The following is a 25722-nucleotide window of genomic DNA, read 5'->3' as shown; positions in this document are numbered from 1 at the left end:
ATGTACCTGTATCACTTTGGTATCCGTGAACTGCCTTTTACGCTGACCCCGAATACCAGCTATTTTTTCGGTTTGCCGAGCCACAATGAGGCCATGCAGGTATTGCTGACGGCACTGAAAACCGGTGAGGGCTTTATCAAGGTTACCGGCGAAGTGGGTACCGGTAAAACGCTGATTTGCCGAAAGTTGCTAAATGAGTTACCGGATTATTTTGTGGCTGCCTACGTGCCAAACCCGATGCTGTCACCCACCGAGTTACGGCGTGCGGTGGCCAATGAGTTAGGCGTGGAGCTGGGCAGCGACTGCGATCAGCAGGCGTTCACGCAAAAGATTCAGGAACGTTTGATTGCCATTCATCAGCAGCAGAAAAGCGCGGTGCTGATTATTGATGAGGCCCAGGCGTTGCCCACAGAAAGTATTGAAGCGTTACGGTTGATGACCAATCTGGAGACTGAGTCGCGCAAGTTACTTCAGGTTGTGTTATTCGGGCAGCCGGAGCTGGACGAAAAGCTGGCCTTGCCGGAGTTACGCCAGTTACGGCAGCGAATTACCTTTAGTTACAGCCTGGCGCTTATGGATCCCGATCAGGTGTATCAGTACGTCAGGCACCGGGTCAATGTGGCTGGATATCATGGCACCGATTTATTTAATCGTCAGTGCTGTGAGTTACTCTACCGCGCGAGTGCCGGCACGCCACGGGTAGTGAATGTGCTGGCCCATAAAGCGTTAATGCTGGCTTATGGCGAAGGCAAGTCTGCCGTAGAACCGGAGCACATCGCTGCGGCATCTGCCGATACAGAAGCAGCGCAAACGGTGAGCAGTAAGTGGTGGTTTAACCCCCAGAGTAAATGGTTGCTATTAGCGACCACAGTAGTAGTGATTGCGATGATTGCAGGGATATGGAACATGAGGGCGACACTGTGAGTGTAGTCAATAAAATGCTGAAAGACTTAGAGAACCGGGAAGCCAGTCAGGCTACGCCGGCTAACTATCAGCCGCCTGCTAAAAAGTCCTCGTCAGTGTTGCGCATTGCTGTCATTCTGCTGCTTGGCGTAATAGCTATTGGCGCCGTTTACTTATGGCCGGTTGCCAACGAGGATAATCTGTCACAAAGCCCCTCAGTAGGGCCGATTAACCAGATTGTACCTGATGCCGTGGCCGCCCGGGCAATAGCGCCTGAAGAGCCGGAACCACAAACGGCTGAGCCTGAAGAACCCAGACAGATTACAGCTTCACCAATTACAAAGCCGCAAAATACCATGGGCGTAATGGATGGTCCGGTCGATATCAATGCGCAACCTAAACGCACCGAGTCCTCTGCCGGTGATCCTCAACCCAGTGCGCTGGAGAGAGTGGCTGCGTATTCAGGTGGCAACGCATCTGTATCAGAACCTTCCCTAACAGCAGCCCCCGAGCCTGATAAAGCGCCCGCTGAGCCGGTGATTAAGCCCAGTGCCGCGAATCCGGAAGAAGCCCTTAAAGCGCAAATCCGTCAGGCTCTGAGCCAGAACGATACACCAATGGCTGTGCAGTTGTTACGTACGCTGATCCGCCAGCAACCTGATAATGTGGCCGCCCGTAAACGTCTGGCCGCCCTGTATTTCAGTGCTGGCCGCACCACCGACGCCCAGCAGTTACTGCAACAAACCGTGGCGGATATGCCCGCCGACAGTAGTGTCAGACTAATGTATGCGCGCTTGCTGGTGCAGCAAAACGAGACCAAGCTGGCTTATTACACGCTGCAGGACGTTAACGACTACACCCAGCCATCTATTGAACTGTTAGGCTACCGGGCATCGCTGGCGCAAAAGCTCGGCCTGCTCGATGACGCGCTGCAGGACTACGCACAACTGGTTGTGCTTGATAGTCAGACCGCTAAATGGTGGCTCGGTCAGGCGGTGGTTGCCGACAAACAGGGTTACACAGCCCTCGCGCTAAGCAGCTATCGGGAAGCGTTGTCACTAAGGCAGCTCGAGGACGGTATAGAACAATTTATTCGCCAGCGCTTAACTAATCTGACAGGAGTTTCATCATGAGTGGTGTAAAAGTCAGGCTGGGTGATCTGCTGGTTCAGCAGGGGCTGATAGACGAGCCTCAACTGATGTCGGCGCTGGCTGAACAACGCCAGACCGGCCGCAAGCTCGGCGCCACTTTGATAGCCATGGAACTGGTTACCGAAAAGCAGTTGCTGGAACTGCTCTCCACCCACTTAAATGTGCCACTGATCGACATTGATCACTTTAATGTTAATCCGGCTGCGGTCAAACTGCTGCCGGAAGTGCAGGCCCGTCGTTACCGGGCACTGGTGCTGGAAGACCGTGGCGATAAGTTACTGGTGGGAATGAGCGATCCGGCCGACCTCACCGCCGTGGATAACCTTGGCGAGATCCTGCCCAAGCCCATTGAAGTGGCCGTAGTAAGTGAACAGCAGTTGTTTGGCGCTTACGACAGTTTCTACCGGCGCACCGATGAAATTGCCTCTTTTGCCCAACAGCTGGCCAATGAGTACCGCGATGAGCAGGAGTTTGAGCTTACCGCCGGGCTAGAGGACGAGCAGGATACTGCCGTTGCCCGCCTGCTGCAGTCGATCTTTGAGGATGCGGTACAGGCCAAGGCCTCGGATATCCATATCGAGCCAGATGAGCAGCAATTACGCATCCGGCAGCGGGTAGACGGGGTATTGCAGGAAACTGTTATTCCGGAAAATAACATTGCCGCAGCGCTGGTATTACGCCTTAAACTGATGGCGGGTCTGGATATTTCAGAAAAGCGTTTGCCGCAGGATGGCCGTACCCAGGTCCGCGTAAAAGGTCACCGGGTGGATGTGCGTTTATCAACTATGCCGGTACAAACCGGTGAAGCAGTGGTTATGCGTTTGCTGGATCAGTCAGCCGGCGTATTAACCCTGGATGAAACCGGCATGCCCAGGCCATTACTCGACCGTTTACGGGTATTACTGAAACGGCCTCACGGCATGATCCTGGTAACAGGGCCGACCGGTTCCGGTAAAACCACCACGCTGTATGGTGCCCTGAGTGAATTAAACCAGCCGCAGCGCAAAATTATTACCGTTGAAGACCCGGTTGAATACCGTTTGCCGCGCATTAATCAGGTACAGGTAAACAGCCGTATCGGACTTAGTTTCTCTAGCGTACTGCGGACCACCTTGCGTCAGGACCCGGATATCATCATGGTGGGTGAGATGCGGGATCAGGAAACCGTGGAAATTGGATTGCGCGGTGCGTTAACCGGTCACCTGGTATTATCCACGCTACACACCAACGATGCCGTATCCAGCGCTATTCGTTTGCTCGATATGGGCGCTGCAGGCTACCTTGTTGCCAGTTCATTGCGAGGTATCATTGCCCAGCGTCTGGTGCGGCGGATTTGCGATAATTGCGAAGTAGAGCATCAACCTTCACACGATGAGCTGTTCTGGCTCGGGCATATTGATAACAACCTGGATAACGTTACCTTTAAACGGGGCAAGGGATGTCAGAAGTGTAACCATACCGGTTATCGCGGCCGGATGGGCGTGTTTGAACTGCTCGAACTGACCGATCCGATGATGAATGCATTAAAAGCCGGTGACACTGTTGCCTTTGGTGAGCATGCCTTACGCAGTCCGGGATATAAGCCGCTGTCTCACGTTGCGCTGACCTATGCCAAAATGGGCCAGACAACGGTAGAAGAGGTACTGAAACTGGTGGAAATGGTTGCCGAGCTCCCGCAAAGCCAAGAGCAGGATGAGCAATCCACAAAGCGCGATTCTGGCAATAATGGCAATACAGGCGGCCTGAGTCTGGAGGACTTACCGGATGCCTAGGTTCAGCTATACCGGCCGTGAGCCTGGTGGCGAAATGAAAAGCGGCATGCTTGATGCGCTTGACGCTAACGCAGCGGCTAAAATGTTGCTGGCGCGCAGCATTACACCTATTTCTATTAATCCGGTAGAAGGCGGGGCGACACAGAGCGAGGTAAAGGTTAATTTCCTTACCCCTAAGGTGAGTCTTGATGAGCTGGTGATTTTGTCTCGTCAGATGTATTCCCTCACTCATGCCGGTATTCCGATTCTGCGAGCGGTAAGCAGTCTGGCCGAATCGTCATCGTCGTTGCGCCTTAAAATAGCCCTGACCGATATCATCAGCCTGTTGGAAAGAGGGCGCACGCTGTCTTCAGCCATGCACCAGCACAGCGAAATCTTCGACCGGTTATACGTTAGCGTGGTGCACGTGGGTGAGAATACCGGTCGTTTGGATGAGGCATTTTTGCAGTTAGCCGGTTACCTTGAACGTGAGCAGGAAACCCGTCGCCAGATTAAAGCGGCAACCCGCTATCCGATTTTTGTAGTGTTCGCACTGGTGGCGGCGCTCATCATTATGAACATTTTTGTTATCCCGAAATTCGCCGATATGTTTAATAAGTTTGGCGCCGAATTGCCGGTGATGACCCGCTTCCTGTTAGGCATGTCTGACTTTTTTATAAATCAGTGGTACATATTAATTGGTGCCTTAATTGCTATAGTTCTTGGTGTACGTAACTACTTACAAACGCCGGATGGAAACCTGACCTGGAGCCGCAAGAAACTGAAGCTGCCGATTATTGGTAAAGTCATAGAGCGCTCGCTGCTCGCCCGTTTTTGTCGCAGTTTCTCGATGATGCTGCAAGCCGGTTTACCGTTAACCACGGCGCTCAATCTGGTGGCAGAAGCGGTGGGCAACCGCTTTATGGAAACCAAGATTATTGATATGCGCCAGAGCATTGAGAAGGGCGAAAACCTGTCGAGGGTGACTCAGGCAAGCGGCCTGTTTACTCCCATGGTGCTGCAAATGGTTAATGTGGGTGAAGAAACTGGTCGGGTAGATGAACTACTAGCTGAGGTGGCAGACTTTTACGAACGTGAAGTCGACTATGACCTCAATAGCCTGACGGCCAAAATAGAGCCGGTATTGATTGGTATTGTGGCAGGTATGGTACTGGTGTTGGCATTGGGTATCTTTACCCCGATGTGGGACATGATGAGTGCGATTAAGGGGTAATAAGCTTGAAATCAAAAGACGTTGCCGAACATAACCTTAATAAGGTGCTGGTCAACCTGGCGGTCGTCGTTGTGTTTACCATTTTGATGGCCACCGCGATTATTTATGTGTACGACAGTGAACCAGACGTGGAAGCAGAAATCATGCGGGGCTACGCCCGTCAGTTTGCGACCAGCGCAACCAATGCTCACTGGCAGTGGCAGGCAGAAGGTCGTCCGGAAATGATTATGCTGGTGCATTACGACAACGAAGGTAAGGAAGTCGGCCGCCGGCCGGTCAGAATGGCTCACTTTGGCTGGCCCAAAGTCGAGCCAAGCTCAGAGAGTTGTTTGCAGCTCTGGGAGCAATTACTGAATACGCCAACCCGGGTTGAAGGATTTCGGGTACTGGGTGATTACTACGCCAGTGATAATGAAGGGGAGCAAACACCAAATGCACGGTGTCGCTACCGGGTGAGTACCGGGCCCTATTTCGACTACAGTATTTATACGGGTATTGTTCAACAATCAGGGAATGACTAGTTCGTGAATAAATTGGGAGTTCAGGAGTTATCTATGACAAATTGTAAACGTCACAACGCGGGTTCGCAGATCGCGGGTGTAAAAGGTTTTACCCTCATTGAGCTCACTATTGTAGTGGTCTTACTGGGGTTACTGGCAGCAGTGGCTATTCCGCGTTTCCTGGATGTTACCGAACAGGCCGAAGATGCCACTATTGAGGCGGTTTCCGGTGGGTTCGCGACTGGTGTTGGCCTGGTCAGGGCGGAGTGGGAGCTTGAGGCCCGACCGCGGGATAATCAGGGCGCCAATCTGTCGTTTGTCACCATCGACGGTATTATTGTTGGTGTCGACCGTAATACCGGCTATCCCACCGGGCAACTGAACAACGATAACAGCACCGAAGACGATGCCATGTCAGCGCTGGACTGCGAAAGTATTTTTAATCTGATTATGCAGAGCGCACCAACTATTACGTCTAACTGGGCAAACCGGCCATTTGACAGTTTCCGTTATTTTACTAACTTCAGTAATGGGACAGGCTCCGGCGGTAATGACCTGTGCTTTTATTATTTGAGTAAATCAGTGCGGAATTTACAGAATGCGCCAACCGATGACACTGTTGGGGATGGATTTATATACGATCCCAGAATCGGTCAGGTGGTAGTCTTTAGCAACAATACTAACAATTCGTCTAATTAGTACAGTAAACACTGTACTCGATTGAAAAATAGTGAATAATAGAAAAACTTGTTTTGAGGGGAATTAACATGCAACAGCGTGGTTTTACTTTAATCGAACTGATCGTCGTGATCGTGATCCTAGGCATTTTAGCTGTAACAGCCGCACCGCGGTTTATTGACTTCCAGGGCGATGCTCGGGCATCAACCCTTCAGGGTCTTAAAGCTGCGTTACAAGGTGGCTCTAATTTAGTCTATGCGAAATCATCCATTGCTGGTGAGCAAGGAAATGCGAATGCCAACGACAGCACTACTCAGGTAGAAATAGGCTCCACTACCGTCGAGACGGATTTTGGTTATCCTGATGCAGAACTTATGACTTCAGCGTCGGCAAATGCCTGGGTTGAAATCGCCGCTGCCGATTGGACTTTACTTGTGGGCGATGGTCAGACCGGAAATCCTGCATTGGGTACAAATGCATTTACTCCTAACGGCGTTACATATGATGCCGACACGGATAATGCCTGCCAGGTTTTATATATCGAGCCTACAGCAGAAGGTGAGTCACCAACAATTACTGTTCAATCTGATGGTTGTTAATACTCTTTTTAATAGTTAGATTTAATAAGGTTGTGCTATGGCAGGAATTCGTTGTAGCGCGGGCTTTAGTCTTGTTGAGTTAATCACAGTCATTACCTTAATCGGCGTGCTGGCCGTTGTGGCCGGCACCCGACTTCAAAGCCGCCAGGGCTATGTTGAATATGCCTATCAGGACCGCCTCGTGTCCGCCCTCCGTAATATGCAAATCAGAGCCATGCAGGATACCCGTGACGGGTTTTGCTTCCGGCTCAACTTTCAGTACGGCGCCAGTAGCGCGTACGGACCACCATCTCTCGATTATGCACCCGGTAACGGCAGTGCTACGTGCGGTAGCGGCATAGCCAGTGATGCACCGGCTTTTCTGGCCACCGTGGGCACCGAGCTTACCGATGAAGGACTGAGTTTATCCAGTGCCGATGGTGCGCTGATTAACTTCAGTTATATCGGGTTTGATGCGCTGGGCAGGCCGCTGAACAATGCAGCTAACTGTGGTACGGGAACGCCGTGCCGGGTAACTATCACTGGTGAGTCAAGCGTGGATGTTTGTATTGAAAGCGAGGGCTACATCCATGCCTGTTAAAGTGGTAAAAGGGTTTACCCTCGTTGAACTGATTATTGGTATTACTGTGTTTTCCATCATTATGATGGTGATCATTGGTTTGATTGGCCCGCAGTCGCGGCTCAGTGTGGAGCCCATCTGGCAGGTACGGGCCAGCGAGTTGGCGCAATCGCTGATGAGCGAAATTAATGCCCGCGCGTTCGATAACAACCTGGCTAACAGCAGCACCGGCGAGCGCTGCAATGAATCTATACCCTGTACGACTTCGGGAAATCTCGGCCCCGATGCCGGCGAAGGTCGCGCTCAGTTTGATGATATTGATGATTACAATGGCCTGAATGAATCCGGGGCGACTATATTGTCGGCCCAGGGCCTGCCAGTGCTTTACAATGGCGAGAGTCTGTATACCGGTTTCTCTGTCGCCGTTCAGGTTTACTATGATGATAACGAAGACGGCGTCAATGACGATGCCGGTGGTAGCGGCACGGTTATTGGCAACGTAAAGCGGATTGTCATAACCGTAACCACGCCCGGCGGTGAAGCCATAACCTTCAGCAGTTACCGGTGGAACGTATGATCAGTACCACCCGGCGCAGCCGCGGATTTACCCTTATTGAACTGGTCACCGTTATTGTCATTCTCGGTGTGGCCAGCGCTGGCATTGCCAGCTTTGTGCGTGGTTCTATGCAAACCTATATAGATGTCAGTACCCGTGAGCAACTGCTCTCCGAGAGCCGTTTTGCTATTGAACGGCTTAAACGGGAGCTACGCAATGCCTTACCTAACAGCGTCAGAATAACCGGTAACACCAGTTATCACTGCATGGAGTTTGTGCCGATTAACTGGGCTACGGTGTATACGGATTTGCCTGATGCCGGCGATTCCACCTACGAAATCGACGTGGTTGCCCTGCACGATATAAACAATGTGCCCTATGAGCTGCCCGGCGGCGATAATTTTGCAGTAGTGTATCCTACCCGCAGTGAGGATGTGTTTGATGCCAATAATGGCCACCGGGTTACCGTGTCCGGTTGCAGCGATGATGGTGACGGCGACTGCACCACGCTGGATGACAGTGATAACATTGTGCAGCTTGAGGTGACCGGGTTACTGGCGCAGGAATCACCTGCTTCCCGGGTTTATCTGATCGACCGGGCCGTGAGTTACTGTGTTTATCAGAATCGTCTGATCCGCTATGAAAATGATTTACTGGTGAATCAGTTAGGGGCTTTCCCCGGCCTGCCGGTGATTGCCGAGCATGTGGCCAATGTGTTGTCGGCTGATCCGGTGAATAATCCGCAGGAGGATGACCCGTTCCGGATTATTTCTACCAGTCTGCAGAGTAACTCGATAGCCGAAATTCGTCTGCGCTTTATCGATAATAATGAACAGATTGCTTATCAGCAGGAGATCCACATTGCTAATATTCCCTGACAAACGCCAACGCGGGAGTATGTTGGTGATGACGTTGTTCATTATAATCATACTCGCCTTTTTGGGCATTACTATGGTTAATCTGCTATCGTCATCCAATCAGTCGGTGGTATATGAGGTGCTCGGCGCCAGAGCGAAAATGGCGGCTCAGAGTGGCGTACAGCGATTACTCAGCACCGCTTTTCCATTAAACAGTCCGGTGGCAACCTGTAGTACCACTATTACCAGTAATGCTGCCTTCAGCACCGGCGATGGGCTGGAAAACTGCAGTTATCAGGCAACCTGCACTACCACTCAGGTGGTAAAACAAAATGTCGATTATAATTACTATCGCTTTGAGAGTACCGGTATCTGCCGGGCGAATGATATTTGGGCCAGCCGGACCTTCGAGCTGGATGCGTTCGAAGAACGTTAATAAAGGGTAAGCAGTGACTGTATTGCGTTGTTGTATTCTACTGTTATGGTTGCCTGCCATGTTGGCGGCGGCTGCCAGCTGCTCCAGTGTTTTTCCTGACCCTGCCTCCTCTTATCATTCTGGTGGTGAAATTACGTTTAATTACCACTCTCGTCTTATTGGCAGCGATGGTGAGCTGGAAGTTAAGCGAATGGACGATCAATCTGCGGGGACCAGTTGCGATTCAGCGCCCTGCAGCATATCCGGAAATCAATCTGAGTCATTTACTTTAAAATCATTCAAAAAGTCGTCCAGCAAAAGCGACTTGACCCTGAATTATCGAGAAACCGGCGCTATCAGTCCCGGTCACTACGACAACATCGAGCTAAGTAACGAAAGCGTTCTTAATACTACGGCAAGTGGTACCTACTACATTGATAAGCTGGATTTGAAATACCGGGCAACGGTGTACTTGTCGAGTGGCACCTATTGGATAGACACGCTGAATATGGACAACGAAACCAACCTTCGTTTAATGCCGGGTGCAAAGGTAACGCTGTATGTAAAACATGACTTCGAGGTTAAGTTCCAGGCTGGATTAAATCGCTTCGACGACGCCGATCCTGGTAACCTTCTGCTGATTGCTCACAATAACGTAAAGATTCACAATGAAGTTCAGATTAATGGCTTTCTGTATATTAAAAAGCGAATTGACTACGGTTATCGGGCCCAACATGTTGGTGCGGTGAATGCCCGAAATATCCTGCTCCAAAATGAAGCCGCCATTACTTATGCGCCCTCTGCTATTTATAAGCTGCCGGCAGGAAACCTTTGTGAGACTCAGGAAACACTTCCTGAACCGGTTGGCCACTGGCCATTTGATGTATGTAGCCTATCAGGAAAAAACAATGATTTACCGGAGCTCATTGCTGGAAATAACGGTACCTCAAGTAATTTGCCTGGCATAAAAGAAAATGGTATTCGCTGTCAGGCCGGCCAGTTTCGAGGCATTGATGACATAATCAGTATCCCGCATCAGCCTGCTTATGCAAAAGATGACTTTTCAGTGTCATTTTGGATGCGCACGGATGATTTGAGCTATAGCCATAAGTCAGCGGCAGGTCTTATGACTATGCTGTCTAAAGATGTCAAAGGTTTTGGAGCCGGGGGGCATTTTTCGCTATCAGTAACAACCGCTGGCAATATCTCTGTAAAACAACAATCACGGAGTGCCAGTTACCAGATGCAGTCAGCTCCGGTAATTAACCAGCAACAATGGCACCACATTGTTTACACCGCAGGGAAGGCGGGTATGCGTCTCTATGTGGATAAGGTGCTGGCCGCTACAAATAACAATTACACTGAAAGTGTATTGGCCAATGACGCATTAATCACGCTCGCGGCGAATGCCGGCAATCTCGATGGCCCGTCTCAGAATATAGCGCAGTTGACGGACTTTTTCCGTGGTGAGTTGGATGATTTACGTATTTATGACAGCGAGTTAAGCGCAGCACAGGTAACGTTGCTTTATGACCTGCAGGCAGGAACCTGTATTACCTGTCAGTCCTCCGCTTTTTTGATTTCACACTGGAATTTCGATGTTTGTAGTCTGAATGGCCAGACCGGAGATGTGGTTGATGTAAAAAGTGGTTACCACGGTACGTCTCACTCAGGTATCGGCGTAAACGACACCGGCCGATTTTGTCAGGCTCTGGACTTCAACGGAAACGCCTTTGTCGACGTTGAACATCAAACTGATTTTGCTTTGTCTTCAGGAACAATAGCATTCTGGTTTAAAGTGGATTCACTTTCCGGTCTTGCCAGCGATCGGATGGCGCTGGTATCAAAGGATGGTCGTCAGTCAAATAATAACGGCTATTTCACCGCTTATATTAATGGGCTCGGACAAATTATCTTGCATCAGGAGACAAGTCAGCAAACCGACGAAGTGGTGAGTGATGTGACCTTGAGTACAGGACAATGGCATCACATTGCCTATCAATGGAGTGCTGATGGGATGAAGTATTATATCAATGGCGTGTATCAAGGCGGCTACACTGCCGCTTATTCCTGGAGTCAGAACGAGCAACCATTAGTATTCGGCGCATCAGGCGAAAATTTTGCTCAGGGAGCTGCTGATTCTTCGTTAGCAAGTCAATATCTTGTTGGAAGTCTGGACGATATCAGGCTCTACAGCGGACTACTTTCTGCCGGTGAGGTGCAGGCGTTAGTGGATGCGGCAGATTATACCTGTATCAATTGTAATGATACGGGGCCAATAGCTGAGTATAAGTTTGAAGCCTTGTCGTGGTCAGGTGCAGCCAGTGTTGAAGATAGCTCCGGAAATAGTCAGCACGGCACACCACTTAACGGCGTATCACCTGAGCTAGTGTCTTCACCGGTCTCATGCAGGGCGTTAAACGTGCCCTACAATGATGATACCGCGAAAGTTGCTGTTGACACCTTAGTTGATGTAAATGCGATCGGTGAAAGAGGAACAGTGTCATTTTGGTATCGCAGCAATGCTCCCTGGATTGATGGAGGTAACAGGCAACTATTGGATGCCAGTCTCGGGGATAAGTATTTTTATCTGACATTACTGGATAGCGGAAAACTGGCATTTGGTTTGGAGGACTCAGCGGATAAAGACCTGCAATACCGTTCAAATGTGATGAGTTTTATGGCCGATGAGTGGGTTCACATTGGCCTTTCCTGGGATATTGTCAGTCAGGATATTCATCTTTTTATTAACGGCCGCGAGGCATTCATCGGTGGTCAGTCTACCCTGTCGCAGTCTACATTAGGAGCCTTAGGCTCTTTGATTATTGGCGACAATTCTTCTACATACATTGTTGCCGATATGACTGCTAATTCAGCTAACGGCTATTTCGACGATGTGCGAATTTACAGTTTTGAGCAATCCCTCGCGCTGATTCGTACTGATATGCGCAACACAACGGCGTGCTCAAGTGTTCATCACTACGAAGTGGTGCATCCTTCGCAGGCGCTTACCTGTGATAGTGCTGAAATTACTCTAAAAGCCTGTGCCAATGCTGATTGCACTCAGTTGGTATCACACGCAGTCAACGTTAACTTACCCGCCGGTGACTGGTCTGAGACCGTGCCGTTAACATTCACTGGTAGCATTTCTATAAGCCTTCAGCAGGCTCAAGTCGGTGCATTCGGAATTTCCGTAACCGGGGGCGGAGCAGCTTCGAGTGCTGAGCATGCCACAACGTGTTCTGCCAACTGTAGTATCAACTTTGTTAATGCTGGCTTTGAGTTTTACGATGCATTATCGCCCTACCGTTCAACGTTACCGGATCTTATTGCTGAGTCGGATCTGGGGCGTATTGGCTTGAGGGTTGTGCGTGATAATTCAGGCGTGTGTGAGGCGCTGTTAACCGGTTCACAGAATATCAATCTGACTTATGATTGTATCGACGGTGGCACATCTTATTCAACGGATCAGTGCTCAGTCCCTTTTGCCGGTGTACCGGTGAGCGGGGATGGCAGCACAGACAATAGCGGCACCGTCAGTGTCACTTTTAACCAAAATGGTGAAGCAAGTCTGAGGGGGTATCACTATGCAGATGCTGGCAAGATAGCATTGCAGGCTTCTGCTAACATTGCCGGTGTGGCACTTGATTCTGGCAACGCACAGTTCAATAGTATCCCGGCTGCATTAGAGCTGGCCAGTACTGCTGCCACGCCGCAAGTTGCGGGCGCAGACTTCGAACTGGCTATTAAAGCTGTAGGAGCCGCTGGTAGTGTATTGCCCGGGTATTCTCCGGGTTTACTGCAAATGAGTTTGACGCGAATAACGCCTCAGTCAGCTAGGGCTCGTGAAACCCGTTTAAAAGTTTCAGACTCGCAGATATTAACCAGTGCAATAAACAGCACGTGGGTCAGCACCAGAGTAGGTGGTTTTACTAACGGTGAATGGCTTTACGGTCAGGCTAACAGCGATGAAACAGGAACTTATATCTGGGATGTTCAGGATGCTGCCTATTTGGGCCACGTTCTGAATGCGGATAGTCTTACATTGAATCGTTTTATTCCGGCTTATTTCGACGTGATGCTGACCACCACACCACAACTGGCGGCTCAATGTGGTACAGCTTTTACTTATATTGGTCAGTCATTTGGGATGGAGATTGGCAGTGAGCCTGAACTGTCAGTCACTGCATTAAATGCGCAAGGGCAGATTACGCATAATTATTCGGATACAGCCTGGAAACTGTCTCCAGGAAATGCCAGCTTAGCCGCCGTAAGTTTTACAGATAACAGTAATTATCAGGGGACCTTGCTAACGCTGAATAAAGCTGACACGCCTATTGTGGCAGAGCAGGCAGATTATGATGGACAAGGCACAATTTCGTTGTTCAACAGTGAACTTCAGTATACAAAGATTGCGTCGCCGACGTTGGGTACTGGCAATGGATCGCCGTTTGCCGGTGATATTAGCATGGCAATAGGGGCGGTCTTTTTGACTGACAGCGATGGTGTTTGTTATCAAAATGCTTACCCCGGAACCTGCCAAAGCTTTGCTATTCCGTCGATTCAAGGTAGTGAAATGCGCTATGGCAGACTCAGAATCGAAAATACCTTTGGCCCGGAAACCGAAACCCTCACGGCGCCGCTGGTCACGGAATATTATGATAATGGCAACTGGATGATAAACGTGCAGGATAGCTGCACTGCCTTAAGTTTATCTCAAAGCAGTGGGCAGGTATCGATTGCCAATGTTTCCGAGGGTAACGATGAGCAGGATATTACCAGTCACCTCCCAGGCATTAGTAGTACCGGCGTGTTATCCGCGGGTAAAAGTCCGGACTCTATGATTAATCTGGGGCCGGCAATGCAGAACGGCGTAGCACTGCGTGGTGCGGTAAGAATAACCCTGGAGCCAGCAGCAAGTGGTGCCGACTGGGCCGGGTATCTCAACATCGACTGGGATGGCGACGGTGATATCGACACCGATGACAAACCAAGCGGTGAGGCCTTCTTTGGTATTTACCGTGGCAACGACCGCACCATACACATTCGGGAAGGCTACTAAACCACCGAGAGGCAGGGTAACAGCGTAACCTTGTATAGGCATAAATACCTGTTATCCGGACTAAGTCAGTATATTCGTTGAACGCTGAGCGGGCAGCATTGGCAAAGCGACAGGCAAATAAGGGCAATGGCTGGTTTTTTTCGGTTTAGTCAGGGAGTTTACTTGCTCAAAATAGCCCCCATTGTTAAAGTGTGCGGATAGTTGTTAAATCACGTCCAGCCGCCTTATTCCCGCACTTCACGGCGCAGTGACAGGTGCTTATTACAGGAAATACCACTTCATGTTTAAAAAACTTCGAGGCATGTTCTCTAACGATCTGTCCATCGACCTCGGAACAGCCAATACATTGATCTACGTAAAAGATCAGGGCATCGTGCTGAATGAACCCTCCGTTGTTGCTATTCGCCAGGAACGTGCCGCCGGCCCAAAAAGTGTTGCTGCGGTAGGTGCCGAAGCTAAGCGCATGCTGGGCAGAACGCCGGGTAACATTCGTGCCATCCGGCCAATGAAAGATGGTGTTATCGCCGATTTCTACGTCACCGAGAAAATGCTGCAGCACTTTATCAAGCAAGTGCACGACAATAACTTCCTGCGCCCCAGCCCTCGTGTACTGGTGTGTGTGCCCTGTGGTTCTACTCAGGTTGAGCGTCGCGCAATCAAAGAATCGGCGCTGGGTGCCGGTGCCCGTGAAGTGTATCTGATTGATGAGCCCATGGCGGCAGCCATCGGTGCTGGCTTACCAGTATCCGAAGCAACCGGTTCAATGGTGGTTGATATCGGTGGTGGTACTACCGAAGTGGCGATTATCTCTCTTAACGGTGTGGTCTATTCCTCTTCCGTGCGTATTGGTGGTGATAAGTTCGATGAAGCGATTATCAACTATATCCGCCGTAACTTTGGCTCACTGATTGGTGAAGCCACAGCTGAACGCATTAAGCACGAAATTGGTGCTGCTTATCCGGGTGAAGAAGTTCGCGAAATTGAAGTTCGTGGTCGTAACCTGGCTGAAGGGGTACCACGTGGCTTTATTCTTAATTCAAATGAAATTCTTGAAGCATTGCAGGAGCCATTAACCGGTATCGTATCGGCAGTCATGGTGGCCCTTGAGCAATCACCGCCAGAATTAGCCTCTGATATTTCAGAGCGAGGCATGGTGCTCACCGGTGGTGGCGCATTGCTTAAAGATCTCGATCGACTCCTGATGGAAGAAACCGGTATCCCGGTGGTAATAGCTGATGATCCGCTCACCTGTGTGGCGCGTGGCGGAGGCAAAGCCTTCGACATGATAGACATGCATGGTGGGGATTTGTTTAGCTACGAGTAAATAGACAAGGCAACCTTCTCAGGTTGCCTTCTTGCATTATGGATACAATTTTTACCCGTGGTCCCTCACTCAATATCCGGCTGGCATTAGCTCTGGCAATGTCGGTGATGTTGATCGTGCTCGATTTTAAGCTCGATGCGTTTTCGACCACCCGGGTATTTCTGAACTCCCTGGTTAGCCCGGTTCAGTATCTGGCTAATTTGCCCGGGCAATTGCTCAATGCCAGCGCCCAACGCCTGACCTCACAACAGGCACTGATTGAGGAAAACGAACAACTCACCAATCGCCTGCTGTTGCAAAACGAAAAGCTACAACGGTTTGAGGCGCTGGAGCAGGAAAACAAAGAACTGCGTCGCTTGCTCGATGCGCCGGTGCGTCAGAATATGCGTAAAATGGTGGCTGAATTGATGGCGGTGGACAACACCCCTTACAGTCAGCAAATCGTCATTAACAAAGGCGCTATAGACGGCGTCTACCTGGGTCAGTCTATTCTGGATGAACGAGGTATTGTGGGCCAGGTGATGGATGTAGGCACCACCAATAGTCGTGTGCTACTGATCAGTGATGTAACCCATTCCATTCCGGTGCGCTCAATCCGCAACAACAGCCGCTTTATTGCCTCAGGTAGTGGCGCGATCGATGAATTGTATCTTACCCACGTGGCGCACAGTGCCGATATCCGCGAAGGCGATGTGCTGGTGTCCTCCGGACTGGGAGATGTGTTTCCGGAAGGTTACCCGGTGGCAGAAGTGATTCAGGTGATTCGCGATGAATCGCGCCCCTTCGCGCAAGTAACCATTGCCCCCCAGGCCCGCTTAAATCGTCTCAAGTATCTGTTACTACTGTGGCCACAAACCTCCTCAGAGCCTGATGAACAGGCACCGGAGGTAACTAATGATTAAGGTGCGTCATTATACCATTGCTATCACATTGCTGATTGCCATGGTCTTTCAGATTATTCCGGTACCGGTGCAATTAGACTTATACCGCCCGGACTGGGTACTAATTGTGTTGTCTTACTGGGTGATGGCCTTACCGCACCGCGCTAATGTGGGGGTAGCCTTTACCAGCGGTCTGGCGCTCGACATTCTGCTTGGCACCGCCATGGGTGTGCACAGTTTTGCTCTGAGTATCTCCATTTACGTGTTAGCGGCTAATTACCAGCGCCTGCGTAATTACTCGGTGTGGCAACAAGCGGTGATTATTGGCGTAATATCGGCGTTGTACCATTCCTTACTGTTCTGGATACTACGTTTACTGACCGACGTTACCTTTCGCTTTGAGGAACTGTGGCCGGTGCTTACGTCGATGGCACTGTGGCCCTGGATCTTCTGGTTGTTACGTAAAGTCAGACGGCAACTGAGGATCACATGAATCAGCTTCGAAAACTGGTGTTGGCCTCAGCATCCCCGCGCCGCGCCGAACTATTAACCCAGATTGGGGTCAAATTTAGTGTTATGCCTGCGGATTTGGATGAGTCGCCATTAGCCGGTGAGCAGCCCGAAGCACTGGTAAAGCGTTTGGCGGCCGAGAAAGCAAAGGCCGCCGCACAAGTGCATAAGGATACCGAGGGCTGCGTGGTGTTGGCTTCTGACACCGTTGTGGTGCTGGATAACCAGGCGTTAGGTAAACCTAACGATTTTGCCGATGCGGCGGCTATGCTGGGCGCATTAAGCGACCGAACACATCAGGTGATGACAGCAGTGAGCCTGCTTGATGGTACCAGACAAAAAACGATTTGCGTGACAACTCAGGTCCATTTTGGCCCCTTGTCCGCAACACAAATTGCCCGTTACTGGGCAACCGGAGAACCCGCAGACAAAGCCGGGGCTTACGGTATTCAGGGAATTGCCGGCCAGTTTGTAAAATCGATTGAGGGCAGTTACAGCGCCGTAGTGGGGTTGCCGCTGTATGAAACCGTACAACTACTGCAAGAGTTTGGAGTGATTGAATGAGTGCAGAACTACTGATTAACGTTACACCGTCAGAGTCACGTGTTGCGCTGATAGAAAATGGTATTCTGCAGGAAGTCCATGTGGAACGTCACACCAAACGTGGTTTGGTAGGCAATATTTACCGCGGTAAAGTGAGCCGGGTTCTACCCGGTATGCAGGCGGCCTTTGTAGATATCGGGCTGGATAAAGCGGCATTTCTGCACGCATCTGACATTGTTATTCATAACGAGGTCGTCGGCGAAGTCTCTACCAGTCATATAGAAAAACATGATATCCGCGACCTGGTTCGCGATGGTCAGGATATTGTGGTGCAGGTGGTCAAAGACCCCATTGGCACCAAAGGTGCACGGCTGACTACTGATATTACCATTCCATCCCGTTATCTGGTGTTTATGCCCAGCGTAACCCATGTTGGGGTATCCCAGCGCATTGAAGATGAAGCTGAGCGTGAACGCTTAAAAGAGCTCGTTGCCGAGTTTTGTGACGAGGAAGGCGGGTTTATTTTGCGCACCGCTGCTGAAGGGGTTAGTCAGCCGGAACTTAAAGCCGATGCCGCCTTTTTACGCCGCTTATGGAGCAAAATTCAGCAGCGCATGAAGAAGCGCCGCTCGCATGTGCTATACGAAGATTTACCGCTGGCTCGACGCGTGCTGCGGGACTTTGTTGGCACCGAACTGGATCGCATCCGCATCGACTCCAACCTGTCACACCATGAGCTTGGAGAGTTCACCAAAGAATATGTGCCGGAAATGCACTCCAAGCTGGAATATTACCCCGGCGACCGCCCCATTTTTGATCTCAATGATGTTGAAAACGAGATGCAGCGGGCACTGGAGCGCCGCGTAGACCTTAAATCCGGCGGTTATCTGATAATCGATCAAACCGAGGCCATGACCACCATCGACATTAATACCGGCGCGTTTGTTGGTCATCGGAATCTCGAAGAAACCATCTTTAACACCAATATCGAAGCAACATTGGCGATTGCTCGTCAGCTACGGCTGCGTAATCTTGGCGGCATGATCCTGATTGATTTTATCGATATGACCAATAATGATCACAAACGCCGGGTACTTAACAGCCTGGAAGCTGCAACCAGTAAAGATCGGGCTAAAATCAATATTCATGGCTTTACTTCGCTGGGACTAGTGGAGATGACCCGTAAGCGTACTCGCGAAAGCCTCGAGCATATTCTGTGCGGCGATTGTCCGGTTTGTAAAGGGCGCGGCACGGTTAAAACCATTGAAACCATTTGCTTTGAGATCATGCGTGAAATTGTCAGAGTAAACCGAGCGTACGATGCCGATATGTTTGTGGTTTACGCGTCGCCCACGGTGGCCGATTATTTGTTGGGAGAGGAGTCTCACATGTTGGCCGAACTGGAAGTATTCGTTTCGAAACAAATAAAAGTACAAACAGAAACCTTATACAACCAGGATAAGTACGATGTGGTAATGATGTGAACCGTCCCCTCTCCGTTGCCGCTTACATTGTTAAAAAACTCTGGCTGTTCTGCGCCATTGTACTGGTACTGTTTGCCGTTTTACTTAGCGCGCTGCGCTACACCCTGCCTTATCTTGACGAAGAAAAACAACTTATTGAAGATTATCTGAGTGCCCAGTACGGCATTCAGCTGACCATCGACAGCCTGTCAGCGGCCTGGCAGGGCACTGGTCCGAGCATAGTACTCAATGGCGTTGAGTTTCAACAGAACGATCTGTCGCCGGTAGAGCTCAAACTGGAGCAGGTTTATGTGGAAGTGGATTTTTGGCAATCCCTGCAGCAACGGGAGCTTTCATCCAAGCGCTTCGATTTGGTTGGCCTGCACGCCCGGGTGGATACTCAGCGTATGGAAAAGGGCAGTGAAGGCGATTTCCCTATTGTGGAAGCGCTACGCAGCCTGTTTCTCGATCAGTTGCAAAGTTTCTCGCTGTTACACGGCGAGGTGACGCTGGTCACCCCGGCCGAGGAAGAGGTCATTGAATTATCCCAGCTGTACTGGGTTAACCGCGATAGCCGCCACCAGGGCCGCGGCGAGATTCGGGTGCAGGATATCGCCAATAACTCGGCTGCTTTTGTGCTCGACTTATATGGCGGTAAATCAGACCTTTCCGGTACCCTCTATGTAAAAGGGGAGTCACTGGACATCTCACCGTGGATCAGCGCGCTGTTACCTACGCGCTCTCCGGTAGAGCGTAGCCGAGGCAATTTTGAGGTCTGGGCGAGTCTGCAGAATAATCATATTGATGCCGTTCAGGTGGAGTTTGACGACAGTGATATCGCCTGGCGACTGGCCGGGGATGATAATATCCTGCAATCACAGCTCCTCGGCGGCAGTATCCAGGCATTGCCATCGGCGGATGGCTGGTCAGTCAGAGTCGATCAGTTAATTCTGCAAGCCGACAACAATACCCTGGTCACCGATTTAGTCGGGCGCCTGAATGGCGAAGGGGATTTAACCATCAATACGGTTAAGCCTATCTCGCTGGCTCCCATCATGGCCCTTGCGCCATTATTTACTGAAGGCAACAGCGGCCAACTGGTTAAACGGCTTAACCCAACCGCCGAGCTGGCTACCTTACAGTTACAATGGCAGCAAGAGGCCCTGTCTGTGGCGGCAAAGATTTTTGATATGCACTGGAATCAGAGCGGCAAATTGCCGGGACTCAGTGCCATTGATGGAGAGTTTTTCTGGCACCATGATCATGGCGTGCTCGAACTGGAAGCCAGTGACTCAGAGCTCAGCATTAATAACCTGTTACCGCAGAACCTGACCCTCGATAGAATCCGTGGCCGCGCCTATTTCTACCCGGAATCTGAGGGCGATTGGGTGCTGAGCCTGCAAAATATGCAGGTGGAGAGTGAGCTGTTGAGCTTTACCCAGGATATCCGTTATGAGTTTGGTAGTGGTGTACTGAGTGCTGCTATGGATATTGACCGCATGGCGTTAACCGACGTGCCGGTTTTTTTTCCTGCTGCCTACATGGGCGAAGGAACGGTTAATTACCTGCAAAGGGCGTTTAGCCACGGCGGCCAGGTGCAAAATGCCAGCGTACTGTGGTTTGGGAATCCGGCACAATTTCCCTTTGCCGACGGGCAGGGCGTGTTTCAGGCCCGGGTAGACGTTACTGACGCTGGATTTACTTTTGCGCCCGACTGGCCGGCGCTGGCAAATCTGAATATGCGGCTGATGTTTGAAAATGAATCCTTGACCATGACCAGCCCCGCCAGTCAGTTAATGGACATCAAATTATCAGACTTGTACGCCCGTATTCCACGCCTAAGTGGCTCTTCAGTGCTGACCATCGACGCCACAGGGCAAGGCTCAGGCGAGCAGGTAGCCGCACTGATGCGTAATTCGGGTTTAAAGGATTCACTGGGTAAAATTCTTACTCAGGATGTAGTGGTTAGCGGGCCGGTTGCCAGTGAGGTGAAGCTGAAAATCCCCTTGAATGGCAAGAATGTGAAAGCCACGGGCATAGCCCGGCTTGAGGGTAATGAGGTAAACGTTAACAGCCTGGATCTTAAGTTTGTCCAGGCCAGTGGTGAAGTGGGCTTTTCTAACGCCAATATTTCGGTTAACGGTCTGACTGCTTCGCTATTTGGCCAGCCGGTGGCCCTGGAACTTGCCGGAAATCAACTGAGTGATGAGTATTTACTGGATATTGAACTAAGCGGAAACTGGGCCGCGCAGCCGTTAATCGAAAAGGTTAATCCGGCATTTGCCGACTACCTTAGCGGCGATGCGCAGTGGCGAACTGATGTATCGGTATCGCTGGGTAAAAATGGGTTTCAGTACAATGCGAGTATGACCAGCGAGCTGGCTGGCGTTGAATCGCGTTTACCTGCGCCGTTTTATAAAGATGCAATGACGGTGAAACAGCTCATGGTGTTGGTGGATGGCGATCAGGATGTGTCAGACATTACGCTGAATGTGGGTAATGATATAAGTTTCTCCGGTGTGCTGCCTCATGATACCAAACAGTTTGCCGGTGCCCATTTGGCTTTGGGCAACAGCGATATTGTAGGGCTTGGTACAGGCTTTAGTATTTCAGCGGCCATGCCGGAAGTCGACGTCGCCCGTTGGTATCACGTTATTGATTTATTGATTGGCGGGCTGTCGTCAGACTCCGTTCAAACCGCCAGGGCCACCAAGCAGCCAGGCTACTTTTCTGTTCCCCAGCGGATATTTGTTGAAGCGGAAAACCTGATTGTGGCCGGCCAGACGCTCACCGATGTGACCATTTCGGCGCGCCAGCAGAGTAATAACTGGTCGCTGAACGTGCTCTCTTCCCAGGCTAAAGCAGAAGTAAAACTGTTTGATGCGTGGCTGGAGCAGGGCATTGAAATTGATGCCGATTTTATCCGCCTTACCCAGTGGCAAACCGATGACAGCGACCGGGAAAAATTGCAATACGATTACCAGCCAGATGCGCTGCCGCCTATTCGCTTTCACTGTGATGCCTGTAACCTGCTCGATAAAGACTTCGGTACGGTGGATCTAGAAGTGACCCGCACCGATAACGGCATGTTAATTAACCGCTTTGATGCCACTAATGACTTTGGTGAGTTAAGGGCGTCCGGCAGTTGGTTAACTGCTGGCGATAATACTTCAGTAACCCACTTCGAAGGCGACATTAACAGTCACAATATAGGCGGTATGTTGTCAGAATTAGGGGTTAACTCCGGGATAAAGGACTCTAAGGCGAGTATTGATTTTGTGCTTAACTGGGATAATTCACCATTTAATTTTGCCATGGAATCATTAAACGGTAGCGTGCAAACCGAGCTCACTGACGGTTACCTCACCCAGGTAAGTGATAAAGGCTCACGTATATTTACTCTGTTCAGCCTTAACTCACTGGTCAGAAAACTCAGCCTCGATTTTCGTGATGTGTTTGCCCAGGGCTTTTTCTATGATGATATTAAGGGCAGCCTGGAAATTGTTGATGGCGTAGCAAATACAACCGACACCGTAATCGACGGTGGCGCCGGTGAAATCGAAATCAAAGGTTATACCGACCTGGCCAATAAGACACTGAATTACAACGTTAGCTTTGCACCCAACGTGACCGGCAACCTGCCTTTCCTGGTGTACTTTATGGTGAACCCGCCAACGGCACTGGCGGCATTGGCATTAGATCAGGTCTTGACCTCAGCCAAGGTGATCTCTAATGTGAATTACCACATTACCGGCACTTTCGATAACCCTGAACTGGAAGAAGTTGGCCGCGATAGCACCGACATAGAGCTGCCGGCGCAGCGTCAGCCAGCGCAATCCCAGGGTATCGATAATGAACCGATAGAACCCGCAGAGTCAAAGGAACCTGTAGATGCAGACAGTTAATCTTGCCGCCCTGCAAATGACATCCGGCCCGGATGTTGATGCGAATCTGGATTTTGTTGAAGCCCAACTGGCAGAAGCCGCATTACCCGCCCATACTGTGGTAGTGCTTCCCGAATGTTTTGCCTGCTTTGGTACCCGAGACGGTTTTTTGCTGACTATCGCCGAATCCCCCGGTGACGGGCCCATACAAACCCGACTGGCTGAGATTGCGGCCAGATTCGAGTGTTACCTGGTGGCTGGAACGATTCCGGCAACTTGTGACGATGCGCAGAAATTTACCGCTTCCTGCTTTGTTTTTGGTCCGGATGGTAAGACACTCGACTGCTATCAGAAGATCCATTTATTTGATGCCGCCGTGGCCGATAACACCAAAGCCTACAAAGAGTCGAAGTACACGCAGGCGGGCGAGCAGGTAGTGGTGATTGATACCCCGCATGGGCGAATCGGCGTTGCGGTGTGTTATGATGTGCGTTTTCCCGGCTTGTTCGACGCCATGGGCGATATTGATGTACTGGTATTACCCGCTGCGTTTACCCAGGTTACCGGTGCTGCCCACTGGCATACGTTATTGCGTGCCAGAGCAATTGAAAAGCAGTGTTTCGTAGTGGCCGCCAACCAAACCGGCACCCATGAAAATGGCCGTGAAACCTACGGCCACAGCGTGATATATTCGCCCTGGGGAGATTTGCTGGCAGAGCGGGAAACCGCAACGGGCATTGTGCAGCATACCGTGTCTCTGAAGGACATCAATAAATACCGACAAGCCATGCCATTGGCTCAACACAATCGTTTCAGGAGTCACTTTGATAAATCAAGTTGAAACTAATTTGCTGGCTGATTCAGGGTTATCCCGACAATCGCTGGATACCGCACTTGCTTCGATTCATTCTCATCAAACCGATTACGCCGACCTGTATTTCCAATCCAGCCAACACGAAAGCTGGGTAATGGAAGACGGCATTATTAAAGAAGGCAGCTTCAACCTGGAACGTGGTGTAGGTGTGCGCGCGGTAAGTGGCGAGAAGACCGGCTTTGCGTACTCAGACGAAATCAGTGTGGAAGCGATTACCAAAGCCTGTACTGCGGCCCGCAGCATTGCGCCTGCTGGTGGCCAGGTCAATGTTGGCACTTTAAGCGATATCACGCCGGCGCCACGGTACGCCGCTGATAACCCTATTCTGGCCATGGCTGAGGCGGAAAAAATTGCCTTGCTAAAAGCCGTAGACGGCTATATCCGCAAACAGGACAGCAGTATTAATCAGGTAGTAGTGTCAATCAGCGGCGTGTATGAAGAGGTGCTGGTGGCTGGCAGCGATGGTACCCTGGCTACTGATATTCGTCCTTTGGTGCGTCTTAACTGCTCAGTGCTGATGGAAAATGGTGACCGCCGTGAACGCGGCAGCGCCGGTGCCGGCGGCCGACACACTTATGCCTTCTTCACCCGTCAGGAAGATGGTCGCCCTTTTTACGAACAAATTGCCGATGACGCATTGCATATGGCCAGAGTCAATATGCAGGCAATTGCCTCACCAGCTGGCCTGATGCCAGTAGTGCTTGGCAGTGGCTGGCCGGGTGTCTTGCTGCACGAAGCGGTTGGTCATGGGCTGGAAGGCGATTTTAACCGCAAAGGCGCTTCTACCTTTGCCGGCAGAATGGGCCAGCAGGTTGCCGCTAAAGGTGTTACGGTGGTAGATGACGGCACTCTGGATAATCGCCGTGGCTCGCTAACGGTTGATGATGAAGGCACACCAACAGCACATAATGTGCTGATAGAAGACGGTGTTCTGACCGGCTACATGCAGGACAAAATGAATGCCCGCCTGATGGGTGTTAAACCTACCGGGAATGGTCGCCGTGAGTCCTATGCCCATTTACCGATGCCGCGAATGACTAACACCTACATGCTCGGTGGTGAGTATACGCCGGATGAAATTATCAGTTCGATTGATAAAGGCATTTACGCGCCTAACTTTGCCGGCGGACAGGTGGATATTACTTCCGGTAAGTTTGTGTTCTCCAGTGCCGAGGCCTATTTAATCGAAAACGGTAAAATTACCGCGCCGGTGAAAGGCGCTACGCTAATTGGCAATGGCCCGGAAGTCATGCAAAAGATCTCCATGATAGGCAACGATGTGGCGTTGGATCGTGGCGTTGGGGTATGCGGTAAGGATGGCCAGAGCGTGCCGGTAGGCGTGGGTCAGCCTACCTTAAAAATAGACGAGCTAACCGTCGGCGGGACCAGTTAATCCTGGTCCAGCATATGTTCTTTAAGATATTGAAATAACTCGCGATAAGCTTTTGGTGGCGCATTTTTACTGCGCTCCTTAATGATAGACCGGTGGAACTGCCGGAGTTTTTGGCGCTCCAGGCTCGGGTGCTCATCGAGGACCTCCTGGATGGCATCGTCGCCCCGGTCGGCAATCGCATCGCGGGTTTTTTCTAATTGGTGGAAGCGCGCATTTTGCGCCTGGTGCTGGTGTTGCAACTTGGCCAGGGCTTCTTCAATAGGTGTTAAATCGCGACTGCGCATTAACTTACCAATAAACTGTAACTGGCGGCGAAAGCCATCTTTTTTACGGTTTATTCTGCGGGCCAGTGTTACGGCATCGGCAAGTTCATCATCCATAGGGATGGTTTTAATATGCGCGTCAGACAAATTTACGAGTTGTTCGCCAACCTGCTGACGTAAGGCAGACAGGCGTTTAAGCTCAGATTTACTAACGAATTCATCGTGCTCGGGATAGCTGTCGTCGTTATCCCAATTCGCGTCATCATGCTGACTTGGGTCGTTCATTGGACTCTCGTTTATAACTGATAATAGTGAATTGTAG

21 protein-coding genes are annotated in these 25722 nt (G+C 50.7%); 20 read left to right on the top strand and 1 reads right to left on the bottom strand.

Annotation, left to right across the window (positions count from 1 at the left end; all coding sequences use genetic code 11):
• From C6Y40_RS05475 to tldD, 20 genes are all read left to right on the top strand, one after another.
• Window positions 1–924, top strand: a complete 924-nt coding sequence (locus C6Y40_RS05475) for an ExeA family protein (RefSeq protein WP_105933711.1) — start codon at window positions 1–3, stop codon at window positions 922–924.
• A complete protein-coding gene (locus C6Y40_RS05470) occupies window positions 921–2036 on the top strand; it encodes a DUF6584 family protein (RefSeq protein WP_170308415.1) in 1116 nt (371 codons plus the stop codon). Before C6Y40_RS05475 ends, C6Y40_RS05470 begins: the two co-directional genes overlap by 4 nt.
• Window positions 2033–3826, top strand: a complete 1794-nt coding sequence (locus tag C6Y40_RS05465) for a GspE/PulE family protein (protein WP_105933709.1) — start codon at window positions 2033–2035, stop codon at window positions 3824–3826. Before C6Y40_RS05470 ends, C6Y40_RS05465 begins: the two co-directional genes overlap by 4 nt.
• Window positions 3819–5039: a type II secretion system F family protein gene (locus C6Y40_RS05460; RefSeq protein ID WP_105933708.1), complete on the top strand. Its 1221-nt coding sequence runs from the start codon at window positions 3819–3821 to the stop codon at window positions 5037–5039. The genes C6Y40_RS05465 and C6Y40_RS05460 overlap by 8 nt, the downstream gene beginning before the upstream one ends.
• Window positions 5040–5044: 5 nt before the next feature.
• Window positions 5045–5560, top strand: coding sequence for a hypothetical protein (locus tag C6Y40_RS05455; RefSeq protein ID WP_105933707.1), 516 nt, complete (start codon window positions 5045–5047; stop codon window positions 5558–5560).
• Between the two features lie 33 nt (window positions 5561–5593).
• Window positions 5594–6238: a pilus assembly FimT family protein gene (locus tag C6Y40_RS05450; RefSeq protein WP_105933706.1), complete on the top strand. Its 645-nt coding sequence runs from the start codon at window positions 5594–5596 to the stop codon at window positions 6236–6238.
• 68 nt (window positions 6239–6306) lie between these two features.
• Window positions 6307–6816 carry a type II secretion system protein gene (locus C6Y40_RS25395; protein ID WP_170308414.1) on the top strand — a complete coding sequence of 170 codons (510 nt, stop codon included), beginning with the start codon at window positions 6307–6309 and terminating at the stop codon, window positions 6814–6816.
• A gap of 37 nt (window positions 6817–6853) precedes the next feature.
• On the top strand, window positions 6854–7396 hold the full coding sequence (locus C6Y40_RS05440; RefSeq protein ID WP_105933705.1) for a type IV pilin protein: 543 nt from the start codon (window positions 6854–6856) through the stop codon (window positions 7394–7396).
• Window positions 7386–7952: a type IV pilus modification PilV family protein gene (locus C6Y40_RS05435; RefSeq protein ID WP_105933704.1), complete on the top strand. Its 567-nt coding sequence runs from the start codon at window positions 7386–7388 to the stop codon at window positions 7950–7952. The genes C6Y40_RS05440 and C6Y40_RS05435 overlap by 11 nt, the downstream gene beginning before the upstream one ends.
• On the top strand, window positions 7949–8809 hold the full coding sequence (locus tag C6Y40_RS05430; protein WP_105933703.1) for a PulJ/GspJ family protein: 861 nt from the start codon (window positions 7949–7951) through the stop codon (window positions 8807–8809). Before C6Y40_RS05435 ends, C6Y40_RS05430 begins: the two co-directional genes overlap by 4 nt.
• A 28-nt stretch (window positions 8810–8837) precedes the next feature.
• A complete protein-coding gene (locus C6Y40_RS05425; protein WP_146129505.1) occupies window positions 8838–9224 on the top strand; it encodes a type II secretory pathway component in 387 nt (128 codons plus the stop codon).
• 13 nt (window positions 9225–9237) lie between these two features.
• Window positions 9238–14265, top strand: coding sequence for a LamG domain-containing protein (locus tag C6Y40_RS05420; RefSeq protein WP_146129504.1), 5028 nt, complete (start codon window positions 9238–9240; stop codon window positions 14263–14265).
• A gap of 280 nt (window positions 14266–14545) precedes the next feature.
• Window positions 14546–15589, top strand: coding sequence for a rod shape-determining protein (locus tag C6Y40_RS05415; protein ID WP_073316955.1), 1044 nt, complete (start codon window positions 14546–14548; stop codon window positions 15587–15589).
• Window positions 15590–15627: 38 nt separating this feature from the next.
• Window positions 15628–16491, top strand: coding sequence for a rod shape-determining protein MreC (gene mreC, locus C6Y40_RS05410; RefSeq protein ID WP_105933700.1), 864 nt, complete (start codon window positions 15628–15630; stop codon window positions 16489–16491).
• Window positions 16484–16963 (top strand): rod shape-determining protein MreD, encoded by a 480-nt coding sequence (gene mreD, locus C6Y40_RS05405; RefSeq protein WP_420836927.1) that lies wholly within the window; start codon window positions 16484–16486, stop codon window positions 16961–16963. Before mreC ends, mreD begins: the two co-directional genes overlap by 8 nt.
• Window positions 16960–17544, top strand: coding sequence for a Maf family protein (locus C6Y40_RS05400; protein ID WP_105933699.1), 585 nt, complete (start codon window positions 16960–16962; stop codon window positions 17542–17544). The genes mreD and C6Y40_RS05400 overlap by 4 nt, the downstream gene beginning before the upstream one ends.
• Window positions 17541–19007 (top strand): ribonuclease G, encoded by a 1467-nt coding sequence (gene rng / locus C6Y40_RS05395; protein ID WP_105933698.1) that lies wholly within the window; start codon window positions 17541–17543, stop codon window positions 19005–19007. The genes C6Y40_RS05400 and rng overlap by 4 nt, the downstream gene beginning before the upstream one ends.
• Window positions 19004–22891: a YhdP family protein gene (locus tag C6Y40_RS05390; protein ID WP_105933697.1), complete on the top strand. Its 3888-nt coding sequence runs from the start codon at window positions 19004–19006 to the stop codon at window positions 22889–22891. The genes rng and C6Y40_RS05390 overlap by 4 nt, the downstream gene beginning before the upstream one ends.
• Window positions 22878–23711 carry a carbon-nitrogen hydrolase family protein gene (locus C6Y40_RS05385; RefSeq protein ID WP_105933696.1) on the top strand — a complete coding sequence of 278 codons (834 nt, stop codon included), beginning with the start codon at window positions 22878–22880 and terminating at the stop codon, window positions 23709–23711. Before C6Y40_RS05390 ends, C6Y40_RS05385 begins: the two co-directional genes overlap by 14 nt.
• Window positions 23695–25137, top strand: coding sequence for a metalloprotease TldD (tldD, locus tag C6Y40_RS05380; protein WP_105933695.1), 1443 nt, complete (start codon window positions 23695–23697; stop codon window positions 25135–25137). The genes C6Y40_RS05385 and tldD overlap by 17 nt, the downstream gene beginning before the upstream one ends.
• Here tldD and yjgA read toward each other — a convergent pair.
• The gene (gene yjgA, locus C6Y40_RS05375; protein WP_105933694.1) at window positions 25134–25685 is read right to left on the bottom strand and encodes a ribosome biogenesis factor YjgA; all 552 of its coding nucleotides are present in this window, start codon (window positions 25683–25685) and stop codon (window positions 25134–25136) included. The genes tldD and yjgA overlap by 4 nt on opposite strands.
• Window positions 25686–25722: the final 37 nt, after the last annotated feature.

Source organism: Marisediminitalea alba, assembly GCF_002993365.1.
GTDB lineage: Bacteria > Pseudomonadota > Gammaproteobacteria > Enterobacterales > Alteromonadaceae > Alteromonas > Alteromonas alba.
The sequence above is the reverse complement of the archived record's forward strand: the minus strand, read 5'-3'. Positions and strand labels throughout refer to the sequence as shown.